Annotated in this window: 12 protein-coding genes and 1 tRNA gene; 9 read left to right on the top strand and 4 right to left on the bottom strand. The window is 61.8% G+C overall.

What is annotated here, in order from left to right; translation table 11 throughout:
- Positions 1-14 precede the first annotated feature (14 nt).
- Positions 15-392, top strand: coding sequence for a thioredoxin family protein (locus F757_RS0125305; RefSeq protein ID WP_027213818.1), 378 nt, complete (start codon positions 15-17; stop codon positions 390-392).
- 296 nt (positions 393-688) lie between these two features.
- Positions 689-3,358, top strand: a complete 2,670-nt coding sequence (locus tag F757_RS0125300; protein WP_027213817.1) for a DNA topoisomerase III — start codon at positions 689-691, stop codon at positions 3,356-3,358.
- A gap of 203 nt (positions 3,359-3,561) precedes the next feature.
- Here the strand turns inward: F757_RS0125300 and F757_RS0125295 are convergent, their stop codons facing one another.
- The gene (locus F757_RS0125295) at positions 3,562-4,665 is read right to left on the bottom strand and encodes a LysR family transcriptional regulator (protein WP_027213816.1); all 1,104 of its coding nucleotides are present in this window, start codon (positions 4,663-4,665) and stop codon (positions 3,562-3,564) included.
- Positions 4,666-5,005: 340 nt separating this feature from the next.
- Entirely contained in the window at positions 5,006-6,874 is a 1,869-nt protein-coding gene (locus F757_RS0125290) for a phosphoenolpyruvate carboxykinase (GTP) (RefSeq protein ID WP_027213815.1), read from the bottom strand.
- A 373-nt stretch (positions 6,875-7,247) separates the two neighbouring features.
- On the opposite strand from F757_RS0125290, the gene F757_RS0125285 reads away from it, so the two are divergent.
- On the top strand, positions 7,248-8,261 hold the full coding sequence (locus tag F757_RS0125285; RefSeq protein WP_027213814.1) for a D-2-hydroxyacid dehydrogenase family protein: 1,014 nt from the start codon (positions 7,248-7,250) through the stop codon (positions 8,259-8,261).
- Between the two features lie 32 nt (positions 8,262-8,293).
- On the opposite strand, the gene F757_RS0125280 is transcribed toward F757_RS0125285, so the two are convergent.
- Together F757_RS0125280 and F757_RS0125275 are read right to left on the bottom strand one after the other, a co-directional pair.
- The gene (locus F757_RS0125280) at positions 8,294-9,157 is read right to left on the bottom strand and encodes a patatin-like phospholipase family protein (RefSeq protein WP_027213813.1); all 864 of its coding nucleotides are present in this window, start codon (positions 9,155-9,157) and stop codon (positions 8,294-8,296) included.
- A gap of 46 nt (positions 9,158-9,203) precedes the next feature.
- Entirely contained in the window at positions 9,204-9,608 is a 405-nt protein-coding gene (locus tag F757_RS0125275; RefSeq protein WP_027213812.1) for a PaaI family thioesterase, read from the bottom strand.
- A gap of 198 nt (positions 9,609-9,806) precedes the next feature.
- On the opposite strand from F757_RS0125275, the gene F757_RS0125270 reads away from it, so the two are divergent.
- From F757_RS0125270 to F757_RS0125245, 6 genes are all read left to right on the top strand, one after another.
- Positions 9,807-9,882, top strand: a tRNA-Lys gene (locus F757_RS0125270).
- Between the two features lie 724 nt (positions 9,883-10,606).
- Positions 10,607-10,969 (top strand): hypothetical protein, encoded by a 363-nt coding sequence (locus F757_RS0125265; RefSeq protein WP_027213811.1) that lies wholly within the window; start codon positions 10,607-10,609, stop codon positions 10,967-10,969.
- A gap of 413 nt (positions 10,970-11,382) precedes the next feature.
- On the top strand, positions 11,383-13,608 hold the full coding sequence (locus tag F757_RS0125260; protein WP_027213810.1) for a TonB-dependent receptor: 2,226 nt from the start codon (positions 11,383-11,385) through the stop codon (positions 13,606-13,608).
- 111 nt (positions 13,609-13,719) lie between these two features.
- Positions 13,720-14,406: a Fe2+-dependent dioxygenase gene (locus F757_RS0125255; RefSeq protein ID WP_013337689.1), complete on the top strand. Its 687-nt coding sequence runs from the start codon at positions 13,720-13,722 to the stop codon at positions 14,404-14,406.
- Positions 14,407-14,698: 292 nt separating this feature from the next.
- Positions 14,699-15,352 carry a peroxiredoxin gene (locus F757_RS0125250; protein WP_027213809.1) on the top strand — a complete coding sequence of 218 codons (654 nt, stop codon included), beginning with the start codon at positions 14,699-14,701 and terminating at the stop codon, positions 15,350-15,352.
- A 76-nt stretch (positions 15,353-15,428) separates the two neighbouring features.
- The gene (locus F757_RS0125245; protein WP_027213808.1) at positions 15,429-16,499 is read left to right on the top strand and encodes a rhodanese-like domain-containing protein; all 1,071 of its coding nucleotides are present in this window, start codon (positions 15,429-15,431) and stop codon (positions 16,497-16,499) included.
- Positions 16,500-16,587: the final 88 nt, after the last annotated feature.

The following is a 16,587-nucleotide window of genomic DNA, read 5'->3' as shown; positions in this document are numbered from 1 at the left end:
CTTGAGGAACCACCATGCCCGCGCTGAATCTCGACACCGACCAGGACCGGATAGCCGAGCGCGTCAACGACCCCGACACGCTGTTCGTCGCCTGCCTGTGCGCGGAGTGGTGCGGGACCTGTCGCGAGTACCGTGAGGCATTCGACAAGCTGGCCGAGCGGCATCCGGAAATCTGTTTCGCATGGATAGATATCGAAACGCATGCAGATCGATTCGACGATCTGGACGTCGAGAATTTTCCGACCATTCTGATCGAAGACTCAGTAACGACACGCTTTTTCGGCACCGTGTTGCCGCAGGCAGCGATAGTCGAGCGGATGTTGTCGGACCTGACCGCGCTGCCGGGCGTGGTCGGCGCCCCCAAGCTGCGTCCGGCGCTGACGGCCGCCTGAAGCAGCCCTAAGGCCGTGCTCGCGGCTCGCGTGACAACCCGTAGCGAGGGTGCCCAGGCCCCGGCGGCACGGCGATTGCGGCCGGCGCACCGCGCGTTTGCCGCAGCTTGCCCAATTGCTGAGCAGGCAATTATGATGGCGCGCTTTTATCGCCGCTTTTATGCCACTTGACACGCCGCTTTGGCGCCGTGTGCTATAAAGCGGTCGTTAATGGGTAGCAAGGTCGCAAACGAGGGTCGCGCCAACTGGGCGCGCTCAAGGCCACCAACCCGGAAATACCAACCTCACATCGAGTCATGTCCAAAGCACTGATCATCGCCGAAAAGCCTTCCGTCGCGAACGACATCGCGCGCGCTTTGGGCGGTTTTACCAAGCATGACGAGTACTACGAGAGCGACGAGTACGTCCTCTCTTCGGCAGTGGGCCATCTGCTGGAAATCGCCGCGCCCGAAGAATACGAAGTGAAACGCGGCAAGTGGAGTTTCGCCAACCTGCCCGTCATTCCGCCGCATTTCGATCTGAACCCGATCGCGAAGAGCGAGTCGCGCCTGAAGGTGCTGACGAAGCTGCTCAAGCGCAAGGATATCGACCGCCTCATCAACGCATGCGACGCGGGGCGCGAAGGCGAGCTGATTTTCCGCCTGATCGCGCAGCACGCAAAAGCGAAGCAGCCGGTGCAGCGCCTGTGGCTGCAATCCATGACGCCGGCCGCGATCCGCGACGGCTTCGCGCGCCTGCGCAGCGACGAGGAAATGCAGCCGCTCGCCGACGCCGCGCGTTGTCGCTCGGAAGCGGACTGGCTGGTCGGCATCAACGGCACGCGCGCGATGACCGCGTTCAACAGCAAGGGCGGCGGCTTCTTTCTCACCACTGTCGGACGGGTGCAGACGCCCACGCTGTCTATCGTCGTCGAGCGCGAGGAGAAAATTCGCCGCTTTGTGCCGCGCGACTATTGGGAAGTGAAGGCAGAGTTCGTCTGCGCTGCCGGTTTTTACGAGGGCCGCTGGTTCGATCCGAAATTCAAGCGCGACGAGTTCGATCCTGAAAAGCGCGACTCGCGCCTGTGGTCGCTGCCCGCGGCCGAGACCATCGTGGCCGCCTGCCGCGGCCAGCTCGGCACGGTCACTGAAGAGTCGAAGCCGTCCACCCAGCTGTCGCCGGCGCTCTTTGATCTGACGAGCCTGCAGCGCGAGGCGAACGGCCGCTTCGGCTTTTCGGCCAAGAACACGCTGGGTCTCGCTCAGGCGCTGTACGAAAAGCACAAGGTGCTCACCTATCCGCGGACTGACGCGCGCGCGCTGCCCGAAGACTACATGGAGACGGTCAAGCAGACGCTCGGCATGCTCAAGGAGAGCAACAACTATTTACCGTTCGCCAAGCAGGTGTTGGACAAGGGCTGGGTGAAGCCGAACAAGCGCATCTTCGACAATTCGAAGATCAGCGACCACTTCGCCATCATCCCGACGCTGCAAGCGCCGAAGAACCTGTCCGAGCCTGAACAGAAGCTTTACGACCTGGTCGTGAAGCGCTTCCTCTCGGTGTTCTTCCCGGCAGCGGAATTCAGGGTGACCACCCGCATTACCGAAGTGGTCGGTCACCACTTCAAGACCGAAGGGAAAGTGCTTGTCGAGCCGGGCTGGTTGCAAGTGTACGGTCGCGAAATCAGCGGCGAAGATGCGAACCTCGTGCCGGTGCAGAAAGACGAGAAGGTCAAGACTGACAAGATCGCCGCCCAGCAACTCGTGACTAAACCGCCTGCACGCTACAACGAAGCCACGTTGCTGTCAGCAATGGAAGGCGCGGGCAAGCTCGTCGAAGACGACGAACTGCGCGAGGCGATGGCCGCCAAGGGTCTCGGCACGCCGGCCACGCGCGCGGCGATTATTGAAGGTTTGCTAGGTGAGAAGTATCTGATTCGCGAAGGCCGCGATCTGATTCCGACCGCCAAGGCATTCCAGTTGATGACGCTGCTGCGCGGTCTCGGCGTAAAGGAACTGACCGCGCCCGAACTGACCGGCGAATGGGAGCACAAGCTCTCGCAGATGGAGCGCGGCAACCTGCAGCGCGACGCGTTCATGCAGGAAATCGCGCGCATGACGCAAACCATCGTGAAGCGCGCGAAGGAATACGATTCGGACACGATCCCCGGCGATTACGCGACGTTGCAAACGCCGTGTCCGCATTGCGGCGGCCAGGTGAAGGAAAACTATCGCCGCTTCGCGTGCTCGAAGTGCGAGTTCTCCATCTCCAAGATTCCGGGTGGCCGCCAGTTCGAGATCGAGGAAGTCGAAGAACTGCTGAAGAACAAGACGATCGGTCCGCTCTCCGGTTTTCGCAGCAAGATGGGGCGTCCTTTCTCGGCGATCCTCAAGCTTTCGCTCGACGACGAAATCAAGAACTACAAGCTCGAGTTCGACTTCGGCCAGGACGCGGGCGGTGAAGACGGCGAACCGCCTGATTTCTCCGACCAGCAACCGGTCGGCGCGTGCCCGAAGTGCAAGGGCCGCGTGTTCGAGCATGGCATGAGCTACGTCTGTGAGAACTCGGTCGCCAATCCGAAGACTTGCGACTTTCGCTCCGGCAAAGTGATCCTGCAGCAGGAAATCGCGCGCGAGCAGATGGCCAAGCTGCTCGAAGAAGGGCGTACCGACCTGCTCACCAACTTCAAGTCGTCGCGCACCGGCCGCAACTTCAAGGCGTTTCTCGTCAAGCAGAACGACGGGAAGATCGGCTTCGAGTTCGAGAAGAAGGAGCCATCGGCCAAGACTGCGGCCAAAACGGCCGCGGCAAAATCGGCAGCGAAGGCAGGTGGACCGGAACTCGAATCCGACGACGAGACCTCGGTCGCAGTGAAAGCCGCGCCGGCCGCCAAGAAAACTGCCGCGAAGAAAGCCCCCGCGAGCAAAACCGCAGCCGCCAAGAAGGCGCCGGCCAAAAAAACGGCGGCTCGCAAAACGGGCTCGTGATAGACGGGCGGTGCGCGGCATTGCGACTGTGCACCGCGTTGCCCGCTGAACACTCGCCTGCGTTAGCCAACGACGCTCAACAAAAAAGCGCGGTCACCGATAACGTGACCGCGCTTTTTTAATGCGCTTTTTTATGCGTTTTGCCATGCTTTGGTCAGCGCGGCACGGACAGCGCGTGCACTGCTACGGCAACAAAAACCGCGTTACAGCGGCGTCAACGCGGTGGGTCGCGAACGGTTCGCCGGCTTTCCCAATGTCTTAGCCACCGGCGCAAGTTCGCTGTCGAGCAGGCTCGACAGCGGCTCGGCGCCGTCGAACGCTTCGGGCGGCATTGCAGCATCTGCGGATGCGAACGAGGTAGCCGACGCAGGATGCCCCACGCCGTCCTTGATCCACTGTTCGCCGAGCAGGCTGTTTGGTGTCTGGCTGAAATGCTCGACCAGATGGTCGATGAACGTGCGTACCTTGGCCGGCAAATGGCGACGGCTCGGATATGCAATGTTGATCTCGACCTGCGGCAAACGGTAGTCGCCAAGCAGCCGCACCAGCCGGCCGCGCGTCATGTCGCGTCCAATCAGATAGCTGGGCAGAATTGCAATGCCCATGCCGAGCAGCGCAAACTGGCGCAGCATTTCCGTATTGTTCGCAACGATCACGTTCGACGGACGCACGCGCACTTCACCTTCCGGGCCGGTAAACACGCGCTCGTCGCCCCAATATTCGGAGGGCAGGCTCAGACACGGATGCTCGAGCAGATGCTCCGGACGCGTGGGCGTGCCATGCTTCTCCAGATAAGCCGGTGTGGCGCACACGGTCATGCAGCCCGTGGTCAGACGCCGCGTGACAATGCTCGCGCTACGCATCTGCCGCGCGATCACCACGCCCACGTCGAAACCTTCTTCGACGAGATCGACCTGGCGGTCCACCAGCGTGACGTCCGGAATGACTTTCGGATAACGCTCAGCGTAGGTTTGCAGCACGGGCGCGAGGTTGTGCAAGCCGAACACGACCGGCGCGACGATGCGCAAAGTGCCGACGGGTTCGTGATTTCGTGCGACCACCATCTGCTCGACGTCTTCGAGCTCGTCGAGAATCTGGCGCGCGCGTTCAAGATAAACCTGGCCGGATTCCGTCAGGGACAAACTGCGGGTTGTACGGTTGAGCAGCCGCGTACCAAGACGCCCCTCGAGGTCGGCAACGTGACGGGTGGCAACTGCGTTGGAGATATCCAGCGCGCTCGCAGCGCGGGCAAAACTGCCGAGATCCGCCACTTTGACGAAAACTCGCATCGACTGCAAATGATCCATATGACAACTCCTGCCGTGTTACGGCTTCCTGACAATTGGTGATAACCATTGGAAGCGAACTAGGGATTCTCCTACGACTCGCGCAATCGTGCAGAAGTTGCCCGCAAAAGCGGAAATCTCGTCAAAATTTGTGCGACTATGCGCCCAAATGTGGGGCATGACCACTGATTGTTCCGCTTAACGCGACAATATGGTGCGCCGCAGCTTGCAACGCGCTGCTGTTCGAACGGATAGAACACCGGTCGCACTCCCGCCGCCATCGGGACCGGGCCAACTGCGGCGGCAAAAAAGCAGAAGCCGCCCGGAGGCGGCTTCTGCGCGCGCAGTGAACACTCACATGTCAAGCTGCGAGCTTGCTCTCCAACTGGCTTTTCGCCTGCGTCAGTGCGGGCGGCAGGCCGTGCTGCAACGTGTCAAAGAGCTCGCCGTGCAGCGCGAGCTCGGCGCGCCAGGCCGCGTCGTCGACGGAAATGACCTGCTCGAACTGCTCGCGGCTGAACGCGAGGCCGCTCCAGTCGATGTCGTCGTAATGCGGCGACACGCCGAATGCGTGCTCCTCGCCGTTCGCGGTGCCCTCGATGCGACCGACCATCCAGCCGAGCACGCGCATGTTCTCGCCGAAGCCCGGCCACACGAATTTGCCGTCCGCGCCCTTGCGGAACCAGTTGACGCAGAAGATTTTCGGCAGCTTCGCATTCAGTTGCTGCAAGCGCTCGCCGGTTTTCAGCCAATGGCCGAAGTAGTCGCTCATGTTGTAGCCGCAGAACGGCAGCATCGCGAACGGATCGCGCCGCACCACGCCCTGCTGGCCCGCGGCTGCGGCGGTCGTCTCAGAGCCCATGGTCGCTGCCATGTAGACGCCCTCGACCCAGTTGCGTGCCTCCGTGACGAGCGGCACGGTGGTGGAGCGGCGCCCGCCGAAGATGAACGCGTCGATCGGCACGCCCGCCGGGTTTTCCCAGTCGGGGTCGATGGACGGACATTGCGAGGCCGGCGCGGTGAAGCGCGCGTTCGGGTGCGCCGCCTTGCGGCCGCTCTCCTTCGCGCTCGCGGGCGTCCAGTCCTTACCTTGCCAGTCGATCAGATGCGCGGGCGGCTCGTCGGTCATGCCCTCCCACCATACGTCGCCGTCGTCGGTCAGCGCCACGTTCGTGAAGATCACGTTTTCCTTCAGCGTAGCCATGGCGTTGAAGTTGGTCTTTTCGCTCGTGCCGGGCGCGACGCCGAAGTAGCCCGCTTCCGGGTTTATCGCGTACAGGCGGCCGTCCTTGCCCGGTTTGATCCACGCAATGTCGTCGCCGATGGTGGAGATTTTCCAGCCGTTCAGACCTTCGGGCGGGATGAGCATCGCGAAGTTGGTCTTGCCGCACGCCGACGGGAAGGCCGCCGCCACGTGATGCTTGCGTCCCTCGGGCGAGGTCACGCCGAGAATCAGCATGTGCTCGGCAAGCCAGCCTTCGTCGCGGCCCATCGTGGACGCAATGCGTAGCGCAAAGCACTTCTTGCCGAGCAACGCGTTGCCGCCGTAGCCAGAGCCATAGCTCCAGATTTCACGCGTTTCGGGAAAGTGGACGATGTACTTGGTCGGATTGCAGGGCCAGGGTACGTCTTTCGCGCCCGCTTCGAGCGGCGCGCCGACCGAATGCACGCACGGCACGAACTCCCCGTCCTCGCCAAGGACCTCGTACACCTTGCGGCCCATGCGGGTCATGATGCGCATGTTCGTGACCACGTATGGGCTGTCGCTCAGTTCAACGCCGATGTGTGCGATCGGCGAGCCGAGCGGCCCCATGGAGAACGGCACCACGTACATCGTGCGGCCGCGCATCGCGCCGTCGAACAGACCGTTGAGCGTCGTGCGCATTTCATCTGGCGCGACCCAGTTGTTGGTCGGCCCCGCGTTCTCGCGGCGTTCTGCACAAATGAAAGTGCGGTCCTCGACGCGCGCGACGTCCGAAGGATCGGACCATGCGAGATAGGAATTCGGACGTTTCGCGGGATTGAGCTTTCTCAGCGTGCCCGCTTCGACCATCTGCGCGCACAGGCGGTCGTATTCTTCCTGCGAGCCATCGCACCACACGATCTTGTCCGGTTTGGTCATAGCTGCAACGCGCTGGACCCAGTCGATCAGTTTCCGATGTCTGACCCACGCTGGCGCTTCTACTGACGCTTTGGCTGTGGGATGTGCCTCGAATGATGGAAGATTCATCGACTTGTCTCCGTTTGTGGGATTGGAAAACGGTACAAGCCCGGCGATGCTGCATGCGAGAGGCATTCAATTGGCCGCGCCGGTTTCTACAAACCGACGCGCAATTGCGCAGGTCATCACGGGCTTCAACACAGTCTGTCCGGTCAAGGCGCACGGGACGGGCGTCTGCAACCGTCTGTAAAGCGGCTTGCCTCAACACGCAACAAACTGTTAAAAACGATGTCAATCGGCCTTGCCGTAGCGCTGCCGTTCTACGCGGCAGTTTCTACGGTAAGGCATTCAGCCAGACCGGCATGTGACCTGGGTCACATGATGGGACAGTCAGCATAACACTCCGTTCCGCACCGTCATGGTGCGGCGCAAGATACATACCATGAAGATTGCCATCCTCGACGACTATCAGGACGCCGTACGCAAACTCGACTGCTTCCAACTGCTCGCCGACCACGAAGTCAAAGTTTTCAACAACACCGTCCGGGGACTCGGTCAGCTGGCAAGCCGTCTTTCGGAAATCGACGCACTCGTCCTGATTCGGGAACGCACCCGTATCAGCTCGCAACTCCTCGATAAACTGCCGCGTTTGCGCATGATCAGCCAGACCGGCAAGGTCTCCAGCCATATCGATCTGGCGGCTTGTACGGAGCGTGGCATCGCCGTGCTGGAAGGCAGCGGTTCGCCCATCGCGCCGGCCGAGCTTACGTGGGCTCTCATCATGGCGGCGCAGCGGCGCATTCCGCAATACGTAGCGAACCTTAAGCAGGGAGCCTGGCAGCAGTCGGGGCTCAAGACGTCCGCGCTGCCGCCCAACTTCGGCCTCGGCCAGGTATTGCGCGGCCAGACGCTCGGTGTCTGGGGCTACGGCAAGATCGGGCGGCTCGTGGCCGGCTACGGCAAAGCCTTCGGCATGAACGTGCTGATCTGGGGCCGCGAGCATTCGCGCGAAGCCGCTCGCGAAGACGGCTACGGCGTGGCGGAAAGCCGCGAAGCGTTATTCGAGCAGAGCGACGTGCTGTCGCTGCATCTTCGTCTGCATGACGACACGCGCGGCATCGTCAAGCAGGAAGACCTGATGCGCATGAAGCCGACCGCGTTGCTCGTCAATACGAGCCGCGCCGAGTTGCTCGACGAAAATGCGCTCGTGAACGCGCTGTCACACAATCGCCCAGGCATGGTCGCGATCGACGTGTATGAAAGCGAGCCGATTCTGCAAGGCTACAGCCTGTTGCGCATGGAGAATGTGATCTGCACGCCGCACATCGGTTATGTGGAACGCGAGAGCTATGAGCTCTACTTCAGCGCCGCGTTCAGGAACATTCTCGCCTTCGACGCCGGCGACACCGCCAGCGTGGCAAACCCGGAAGCGTTACAAGGCGGACGCCGCCGTTGAGTGTCGAACGCCCGGGCGCCGGGCGTCGAACTTCAGGCGGAGAATTCCTCCAGATCGGGTATGCGTTCGAGGAAGGTCTCGCCATCCGCGCGGCCCAGGTTGTAGGCATGCACCATCTGCGAGGGGCTCGTGTAGTCCCAGCTAGAGATCGGCACTTTGCGCGACGGCTGTACGTAAAGGCGTTGCTGCGCGCCGTGCGGCACGACGAACATCTGCGGCCGCGGATAAAGACGCGTGACCATGACGAGCACGTTGCCGGGCGCGTCGGCGTCCAGCGCGCCGACGGGCACGTTGTCGACCATGCCGCCGTCGAGCACCGGCCGCCCGTTGCGTCTGAGGACCGGTGTGAAAGGCGGCGTGCTCGACGATTGCAGGATCAGATCGGCGAGATCTTCAACGGTCGCACAATCCTGCGCGCGCACGAATTCCGGGTGAAAGCCCAGCGTTTGGCCGAGCGTGGGGTGAAGCGTCTTGCGCACGTATTTTTCGATGTTATACGCGATGAGCCCCGCAGCCACCGCGCTGCGCGCGCCGAGCCAGCGCGGCAGGTGGGACACGCCAATGCGGATTTCGGGCGCCTCGGCAAGTGCGGAAAACCTCTCGCCGTAGATGTCGAGCAGCGCCTGGCGATAGATGCGGTAATGCGGAAACACTGACTGGCCACGCAGCAGATTGCCCCAATACGCGTTGCGCGAGTTGTGACGAAGCGCGTCTTCGTAATAGCGCATGACCCATGCGGAATCGCGCGTGTAGAGCATGCACGCGGTAGCCGCGCCCGCCGATATGCCGGTGATTACGCGGGGACGAATGCGCAACTCCGGCTGCACGACGTCCCAGAAACCCGCCTGCCACCAGCAGCGATTGCCGCCGCCGGCGAATACGACCTGATCGAACATCCTGTTTTGTCCTTGGTGGCTTGTCTTGTGCCCGGAGGCGGCGAGCTTATTCGAGCAACGCGTAAGTCGTGGTCGCGTGGACGGCCATATTGCCGGTCTCGTCGAACAGTTCCACTTCGCCAAAGACGAGATTGCGACCGAGGCGAAGCACGCGCGCCGTGACCAGCACATCGCCCTTGCGCACCGCGCGCATGAAGCTGATGTTCAGGGACACCGTGGTCATCGGCTTGAAGCCGCCGAGCGCAGCCGAAATGGCAACGATCATCGCCGTGTCGGCGACGGCCATGAATACCTGACCGCAGATCACGCCGCCCGAATGGCGCAGCGCGCCGGCAAACGGCAGGCGCAGCGTCGCGCTTTCTGTATCGGCCTTGACGGGAGTTAGCGCGAGTTCGCGGACCCATGGCGCGAGGACGCGCTCGAGCAGTTCGGTAGTCTCTTTTTCGTCCATGGCGATTTCCGTCGAAAGCCGCGCGGAATATGAGCGGCAAGTGTCCGCGACATGATACCGGGACGCCGCGCGCAACGTCTTTTAGGAGGCACGGCTTTCGTTGAGGAACGACCCGAGCGCGGCCTGGCGTTTTTTTAAGAAATCTGCGAAAGAGGGCTTGGCAAGGCGGAAAACATGCTGCATAATTTCGCTTCTGTTGGGGCGTTAGCTCAGTTGGTAGAGCAGCGGACTCTTAATCCGTAGGTCGAGTGTTCGAGTCACTCACGCCCCACCAAAAGAATCAGACACTTAGCTCACCACCTTGGTGGGCTAAGTTCGTTTACAGCCCATGATATTAAACAGCGTCCAATCTCATGGACCTGGCCCATTGCCGAATCCCTCCTGTAGTTGGACAAGGGAATCGCGCGCAGTGCATTCTCTGTCCCTGTCGCAAGGCTGTCCGCTATGGCCGCACACCGATCGCCTGCGAGGACACAACCTCGGCGCAATTGCTAACGCGCGAGTTAGCCCAAGCCGCTAGCACAGAAGTTATCGTTCCCCACAACTCCTGTGCGCACCGAAATAGATCGTTGATTTTCGTGTAAACACGGGTTAAAGCACGATCGTTCTTGTTCTCAAATGGACATCGCTCTGGCATGTCCCTGAGCACGGCCGGGATCGTTCCTCATGGTGAGGTACATCCCCGGCCAATGGAGACTCAGATCGTGAAAGGACCTCTCGTAGCGCGCCGACTCATCGTGGGCGCTTTAGCATGCATTTCGATGCTGGCTCTGACCGGGGCCAGCGATGAAGGAAGCAAATCGCCTCAGACAGACGGAAGTGGGGGCGCGGGCAGTTGGTGGATCCCGCCGCGATGCCGTTGCAAAGAGTGTGGCGCCCCGAATGGCGGGTGCTACTACCCGTTATGCCCGGATTGCCACAAAAACCAGCAAGACAAAACGAAGCCAGTGCTCCCAATTCCAGGTCCAACGCCGCGCTGACTCAAGGAGAACGAATTAATGGAGAATGTGCTGCCGCCGGCCGGAGTCGGCCCTCATGAGTTTGCTGAGTACGAGATGATGGCAGCGCGAACGAAGAATCTGGCAATGTTTTCGGACCTGATACCCGCCGCGTTCATCCACGATCCTTCGAACCTGCACCTTGGAATGATCGCTAGTGACGATCTGACGTGCACGATCTATTACCGGCAAGGTTATCGCGAGACTGCAGAACGATTACTTGCGCTTAACCTGAGCACTCGAGGGAAGGGCTTCATACCAGAGGTCGAAAGGGAGATTGGTTTGCTGCTCGGCTATGACGATTGGGAAATTGACGCCTTCTTGAAGCACGTCGGCAGATTGCCCGATCAGACCTCCAGGTAGGGCGTGTCTTGCAGCAACAAAGCAGGTTGAGCTGACCGCATGAGCATGCGTCCAAGCGCAACAATCAGCATGCATTTTGTGAATGCAAGGAAACGTCGAGGGCCAGCGCGCAAGGAACCACGGCTCAAGCCAGCCCGCGGGCCGTGGGTCAGCGCAAGCTAACCGGCCTATTTGCTTTTGCCCCACCCGCCACTGCTGCCTGCCTCCGCCTCCCCGCACATTTCCCCGCCCCAAGTGTTACCCATGCGTAACAGATTATTGCGAACTATTATCATCCGTGTAATGATACTGATTCTCATTTGAGAACAAGACGATGGGCCCGCTACCGTTGCGGCCGGCAGCTTTCTGCCGACGCCGCACGAATGCTGGCGTCCGTCGAATCAGAACAATAGCGACAACGACAGGGTATTGAGATGTTCCGAAACACGCCTCTCGCGGCGGCCGTTCTGGTCGCATTCGCGACGCCGCTTTACGCTCAAACGACAGCAACGCCCGCGACCGGCGCACAGCCCGCGTCATCCAGTTCGACTTCCACTTCAAGCGCCAGCCAGAACTCCGACGGCGCCACGCTGCCCGCCGTCAAGGTGACGGGCCAGAACGGCGCGCCCGCAGAATTCGCGGCTGACGTCTCCAGCGTCGGCGCCAAAGTGCCGACCGCGCTGCGCGACATTCCGCAAGCCGCCGTCGTGGTGCCTAAATCGGTGCTGCAATCGCAGGCGGCGAGCTCGTTTACCGACGCGCTGCGCAACGTGCCCGGCATCACCATCGGCGGGGCGGAAGGCGGACAGATCGGCAACAACATCAACCTGCGCGGCTTCTCGGCGCGCACCGACATTTACCTCGACAGCTTCCGCGACCGCGGCCAGTACTACCGCGACACGTTCAACCTCGAATCGATCGACGTGTTGTACGGCCCGTCGTCGCTCTACTTCGGGCGCGGCTCGACGGGCGGCGTCATCAATCAGGTCAGCAAGCAGCCCTCGCTCAAGCCGCGCGCCGACGTGTCCGTGCAAGCCGGCACGCACGACCGCTATCGCACCACCGTCGACCTGAACGCGCCGATCACGTCGACGTCCGCATTCCGGATCAACGCGTTCGGCCAGGACCAGGGTTCGTCGCGCGATGTGATGAAGAACAAGGACTACGGCGTTGCGCCCGAAGTCAAATTCGGCATCGGCACGCCGACGGAAATCACCCTGTCCGCGCTGATTCAGCACAACCGCGACCAGCCGGACTACGGCATTCCCGCGCTCAACGGCCACCCGGCGCCGGTCAATCGCGGCACGTTCTACGGCTTCACCGACGACCGCACGATTCAGGACGTGCAAACGCTCAACGCCCGCATCGAACACCGCTTCAGCGACAACCTCAAACTGCGCAACCAGACGCAGTTCAGCCACTACAGCACGGAAGCGCGCGCGACCAACGCGGCCTCGGTGCTGACCGGTCCGCTGCCGACATCGCGCGCTTTGAGCAACGGCAACTACACGACCATCGATCCGTCGAAACTGTTCGTGAAGCTGCAAGGCAAGGACCGCAACATCAACGACCATTCGGTCTACAACTCGACCGACATCGAAGCAAAGTTCGATACGGGCCTCATCAAACACGACGTCGTGGCGGGCGTCGACCTGAGTCACGAAACGTATAGCAACCAGAGCTTCGCGACGACGACGCCGGGGCTGCCCTCGAACACCATTGCGATCGTGCCGCTCGTCGATCCCTCGTATACGAAGCGTCCGTCGAATGCAAAAACGGTTGCGACGAATCTCGCGGAATCGAGCGCGAACGGCGTGGGCGTCTACGCGAACGACACGGTTTCCATCGGCGAACACTGGAAAGTGGTGGGCGGCCTGCGCTGGGACCGCTATGAAGCGTCGATCCACAACTCGATCAATTCGCCCTCCTACGCGACCCAGACGAACTACTTCACGAGCGTGCGCGGCGGCGTGATCTGGCAGCCGGCAGACTGGCAGTCTTACTACGTGTCGTACGGCACGTCGTTCAATCCGTCGCTCGAAGCGCTCACGCTCACCAACCGGCAGCAGAACCTGCCGCCTGAGCACAACAAGTCGTATGAAATCGGCGCGAAGCTGGACCTGCTGGGCGGCGGACTGTCGGTCACGCAGTCGCTCTTTAACATCGAGAAGACGAACGCGCGTACATTGAATGCGGACGGCAGCTACACGCTCGACGGCGACGTGCGCGTGCGGGGCTACCAGCTCGGCGTGGCGGGCCACATCACGAGCAAGTGGCAGGTGTTCGGCGGCTACACATACATGGACGCCACGATCCTGAAGGCGCTCGACGGCACCGCCGGCAAAACGCCCGCCAACACGCCGCGCAACATGCTGACGCTGTGGACCACCTACGCATTCACGCCGCATTGGGAAATTGGCGGCGGACCGATCTACTCGTCGTCACGCTATGCGGCGAACAACAACTTCGTGAAGGTCGGCGGCTATACGCGCTGGGATGCGATGGCGGCGTATCACGCGAAAAAATACGACGTCCAGTTCAACGTGCTGAATCTCACGGACAAGAACTACTACGACGCGCTGATTCCGTCGGACGGCGGACGCGCGGTGCCGGGCAACGGCCGCACGTTCCTCGCGACGTTAAACTACCGGTTCTTCTGACCGCCGGGCGGCGAACTCAACCCGTACGCCAGGCACTCCGCGCGCCTGTTCGCTGCCCGCTTTGTCGGGCAAGCAAACAGGCGCGCGGTTTTGCAGCAGGAAACTCCAACCATGATTGTCTCGATCCCCGACGTTTTCAGTCCCGCGGACGCCGCCGCGATGCGCGCCCAACTCGAGGCGGCCACCGGCTCGTGGGTGGATGGTCGGGCAACGGCCGGCTATCAGGGCGCGCCCGTCAAGCGCAATCAGCAGATTGCCGAAGGCTCGCCGATTGCGCTGGAAATGGGCGACAGAATCCTCGCGGCGCTCGAGCGGCATCCGCTTTTCATCAGCGCCGCGCTGCCGAACAAGGTTTATCCGCCGCTCTTTAATCGCTATGAAGGCGGCATGCATTTCGGTAGCCATGTCGACGGCGCAATCCGCCTCGTGCCCGGAAGCGGCGCGCGCGTGCGTACCGATCTGTCCGTCACGCTGTTCCTCACGCCGCCTGGCGACTACGACGGCGGCGAACTGCTGATAGAAGACACGTTCGGCGTGCAGGAAGTCAAGCTGCCCGCCGGGCATGCCATCGTTTACCCGGGCACGAGCCTGCATCAGGTGCGGCCGGTGACGCGCGGCGCGCGCGTGTCGAGCTTCTTCTGGGTGCAAAGCCTCGTGCGCGACGACACGCAGCGCGCGATGCTGTTCGACATGGACGGCGCGATCCAGCGCCTGAACGCGTCGAATGCGGACGACGCCGCTCGCCGCACGCTGGTCGGCTGCTATCACAACCTCCTGCGCATGTGGAGCGAAACGTAATTCGCCGACGCGGCGGATTGACCCTGCATGCTGGCTAGAGCCGCGCGCTTTTTTGTCCTACGCTTTAAGCGCGACGCGTGGCGCATCCGTGTGCGTCCGTGTGTTTGCGCAGTACAGCAATCCGCGAAGACGTGCAGTCTCGCACGCGCGCAGGTTCCTCCTGCACGAAGACCGTAGAGGCGGCTGGGGGCTGATCGGAGGCAAGCAATCGCCTGATCAAACGTTCAGGCAGCCCGGGGATCGCGGCCGAAAATCGGCGCACTTCCCCGGCGCGTTCTCATGGAGGATGACGATGTCGATTCGACTAGGAGAGGAAGCTCCGGATTTCACCGCGGAAACCACTGAAGGCACGATCCGTTTCCACGAATGGATCGGCGACCAGTGGGCGGTTCTGTTCTCGCATCCAAAGGACTTCACGCCCGTCTGCACCACTGAGCTCGGATACATGGCCGGCCTCAAGCCGGAATTCGAAAAGCGCAATACGAAGATTATCGGCCTGAGTGTCGACCCCGTCAGCGATCATCAGAGGTGGGTCAAGGATATTGAAGAAACGCAGGGCCACGCGGTCAATTACCCGCTGATCGGCGACGCCGATCTGAACGTCGCAAAGCTCTACGATATGATTCACCCGAACGCCGGCGGCGGCACGCGCACCGCAGTGGATAACGCTACGGTGCGCTCGGTGTTCATCATCGGGCCGGACAAGAAGATCAAGGCGATGCTCGTGTACCCGATGAGTTCCGGGCGCAATTTCGACGAAGTGCTGCGTCTGCTCGATTCGCTACAGTTGAGCGCGAAACATTCGGTGGCCACGCCCGTGAACTGGAAGCCGGGGGACGATGTCATCATTCCGACGTCCGTCTCGAACGATGATGCAGCGAAGAAATACCCCGAAGGCTTCAAAACCCTGAAGCCGTATTTGCGGTACGTTGCGCAGCCACGGTGAGGTTGCGGCGCGCTGAGCCGGGCGCCGCCACGCGCCCGGCTCTCGCGACAATGCGCACCACGGAGACCAAACCTTGCTGATTTTCCGCCAACTCATCGACCCGCAGTCGTCCACCTACACGTATCTTCTTGCCGACAGCACGACGCGCGAAGCGGTGCTTATCGACCCCGTGTTTGAGCAGGTGCGCCGCGACAGCGCGCTGATTCAGGAACTCGGGCTGCACCTTCGTTACACGATCGACACTCACGTGCACGCCGATCACGTGACGGGAGCATGGATGATGAAACGCCGCGTCGGCAGCCAGATCGCGATATCGGCTGCGAGCGGCGCGCAAGGCGCCGACCGCTATCTGAATCACGGCGACCGGTGCGAATTCGGCACACGCTACGTCGAAGTGCGGGCAACGCCCGGTCATACAAACGGCTGCATCAGCCTTGCACTCGACGACGGCAGCATGATGTTCACGGGCGACTGCCTGCTGATTCGCGGCACAGGGCGCACCGATTTCCAGCAAGGCGATGCCCGCACGATGTACCGTGCAATCCACGGGCAGATCTTCAGTCAGCCCGACACCTGCCTGCTGTACCCGGCCCACGACTACCGCGGCCTGACGGTCACGAGCGTCGCCGAAGAGCGGCGCTTCAATCCGCGCCTGGGCGGCGAGCTGTGCGAAGACGATTTCGTCGGCTACGTGACGAACCTGCGGCTGCCGCATCCCAAGCAAATCGACGTTGCGGTGCCTGCAAACCTCAAATGCGGCGAGGCGGCGAGCGACCCGACGCAGGCCGCCGAACCGGATTGGGCGCCGCTTGCCTATACGTTCGCGGGAATCTGGGAAGTCGGGCCGCAATGGCTCGAGGACAATCTGCGTTCGGTGCAAATCGTGGACGTGCGCGAGCCGGATGAGTTCGACGGGCCGCTTGGCCGCATTCCTCACGCCCAGCTCATTTCGCTTGGCAATCTGGCGGCATGCGCCGCCGAGCTGAGCAAAGATTGCCCCGTCGTGACCGTGTGCCGCGCGGGGGGCCGTTCGGCGCAAGCCACGGTGATCCTGCGCCAGGCGGGCTTCGATAAGGTGGCGAACCTCGCGGGCGGTATGCTGCGCTGGCGTGCGGAGAGCCGCGTCGTGGAAAACGGCAGCCTGTAGCCCGTATAGCAATTTCCTTCAATACACCCTGCCTCGCCGCCGATACCGTTCTAGCGCGTCAATCCCGCGCATTCACGTATCGAGGCTC

The sequence above is a fragment of the Burkholderia sp. WSM2232 genome (genome assembly GCF_000472545.1).
Lineage (GTDB): Bacteria > Pseudomonadota > Gammaproteobacteria > Burkholderiales > Burkholderiaceae > Paraburkholderia.
Note: the sequence above shows the minus strand (reverse complement) of the source record. Positions and strands in the feature narration are given on the sequence as shown.

Bases quoted from the DNA above. Each gene is read 5' to 3' on its own strand.
- F757_RS0125305 (WP_027213818.1), top strand. From the start codon at position 15: ATGCCCGCGCTGAATCTCGACACCGACCAGGACCGGATAGCCGAGCGC.
- F757_RS0125300 (WP_027213817.1), top strand. From the start codon at position 689: ATGTCCAAAGCACTGATCATCGCCGAAAAGCCTTCCGTCGCGAACGAC.
- F757_RS0125295 (WP_027213816.1), bottom strand. From the start codon at position 4,665: ATGGATCATTTGCAGTCGATGCGAGTTTTCGTCAAAGTGGCGGATCTC.
- F757_RS0125290 (WP_027213815.1), bottom strand. From the start codon at position 6,874: ATGAATCTTCCATCATTCGAGGCACATCCCACAGCCAAAGCGTCAGTA.
- F757_RS0125285 (WP_027213814.1), top strand. From the start codon at position 7,248: ATGAAGATTGCCATCCTCGACGACTATCAGGACGCCGTACGCAAACTC.
- F757_RS0125280 (WP_027213813.1), bottom strand. From the start codon at position 9,157: ATGTTCGATCAGGTCGTATTCGCCGGCGGCGGCAATCGCTGCTGGTGG.
- F757_RS0125275 (WP_027213812.1), bottom strand. From the start codon at position 9,608: ATGGACGAAAAAGAGACTACCGAACTGCTCGAGCGCGTCCTCGCGCCA.
- F757_RS0125265 (WP_027213811.1), top strand. From the start codon at position 10,607: ATGGAGAATGTGCTGCCGCCGGCCGGAGTCGGCCCTCATGAGTTTGCT.
- F757_RS0125260 (WP_027213810.1), top strand. From the start codon at position 11,383: ATGTTCCGAAACACGCCTCTCGCGGCGGCCGTTCTGGTCGCATTCGCG.
- F757_RS0125255 (WP_013337689.1), top strand. From the start codon at position 13,720: ATGATTGTCTCGATCCCCGACGTTTTCAGTCCCGCGGACGCCGCCGCG.
- F757_RS0125250 (WP_027213809.1), top strand. From the start codon at position 14,699: ATGTCGATTCGACTAGGAGAGGAAGCTCCGGATTTCACCGCGGAAACC.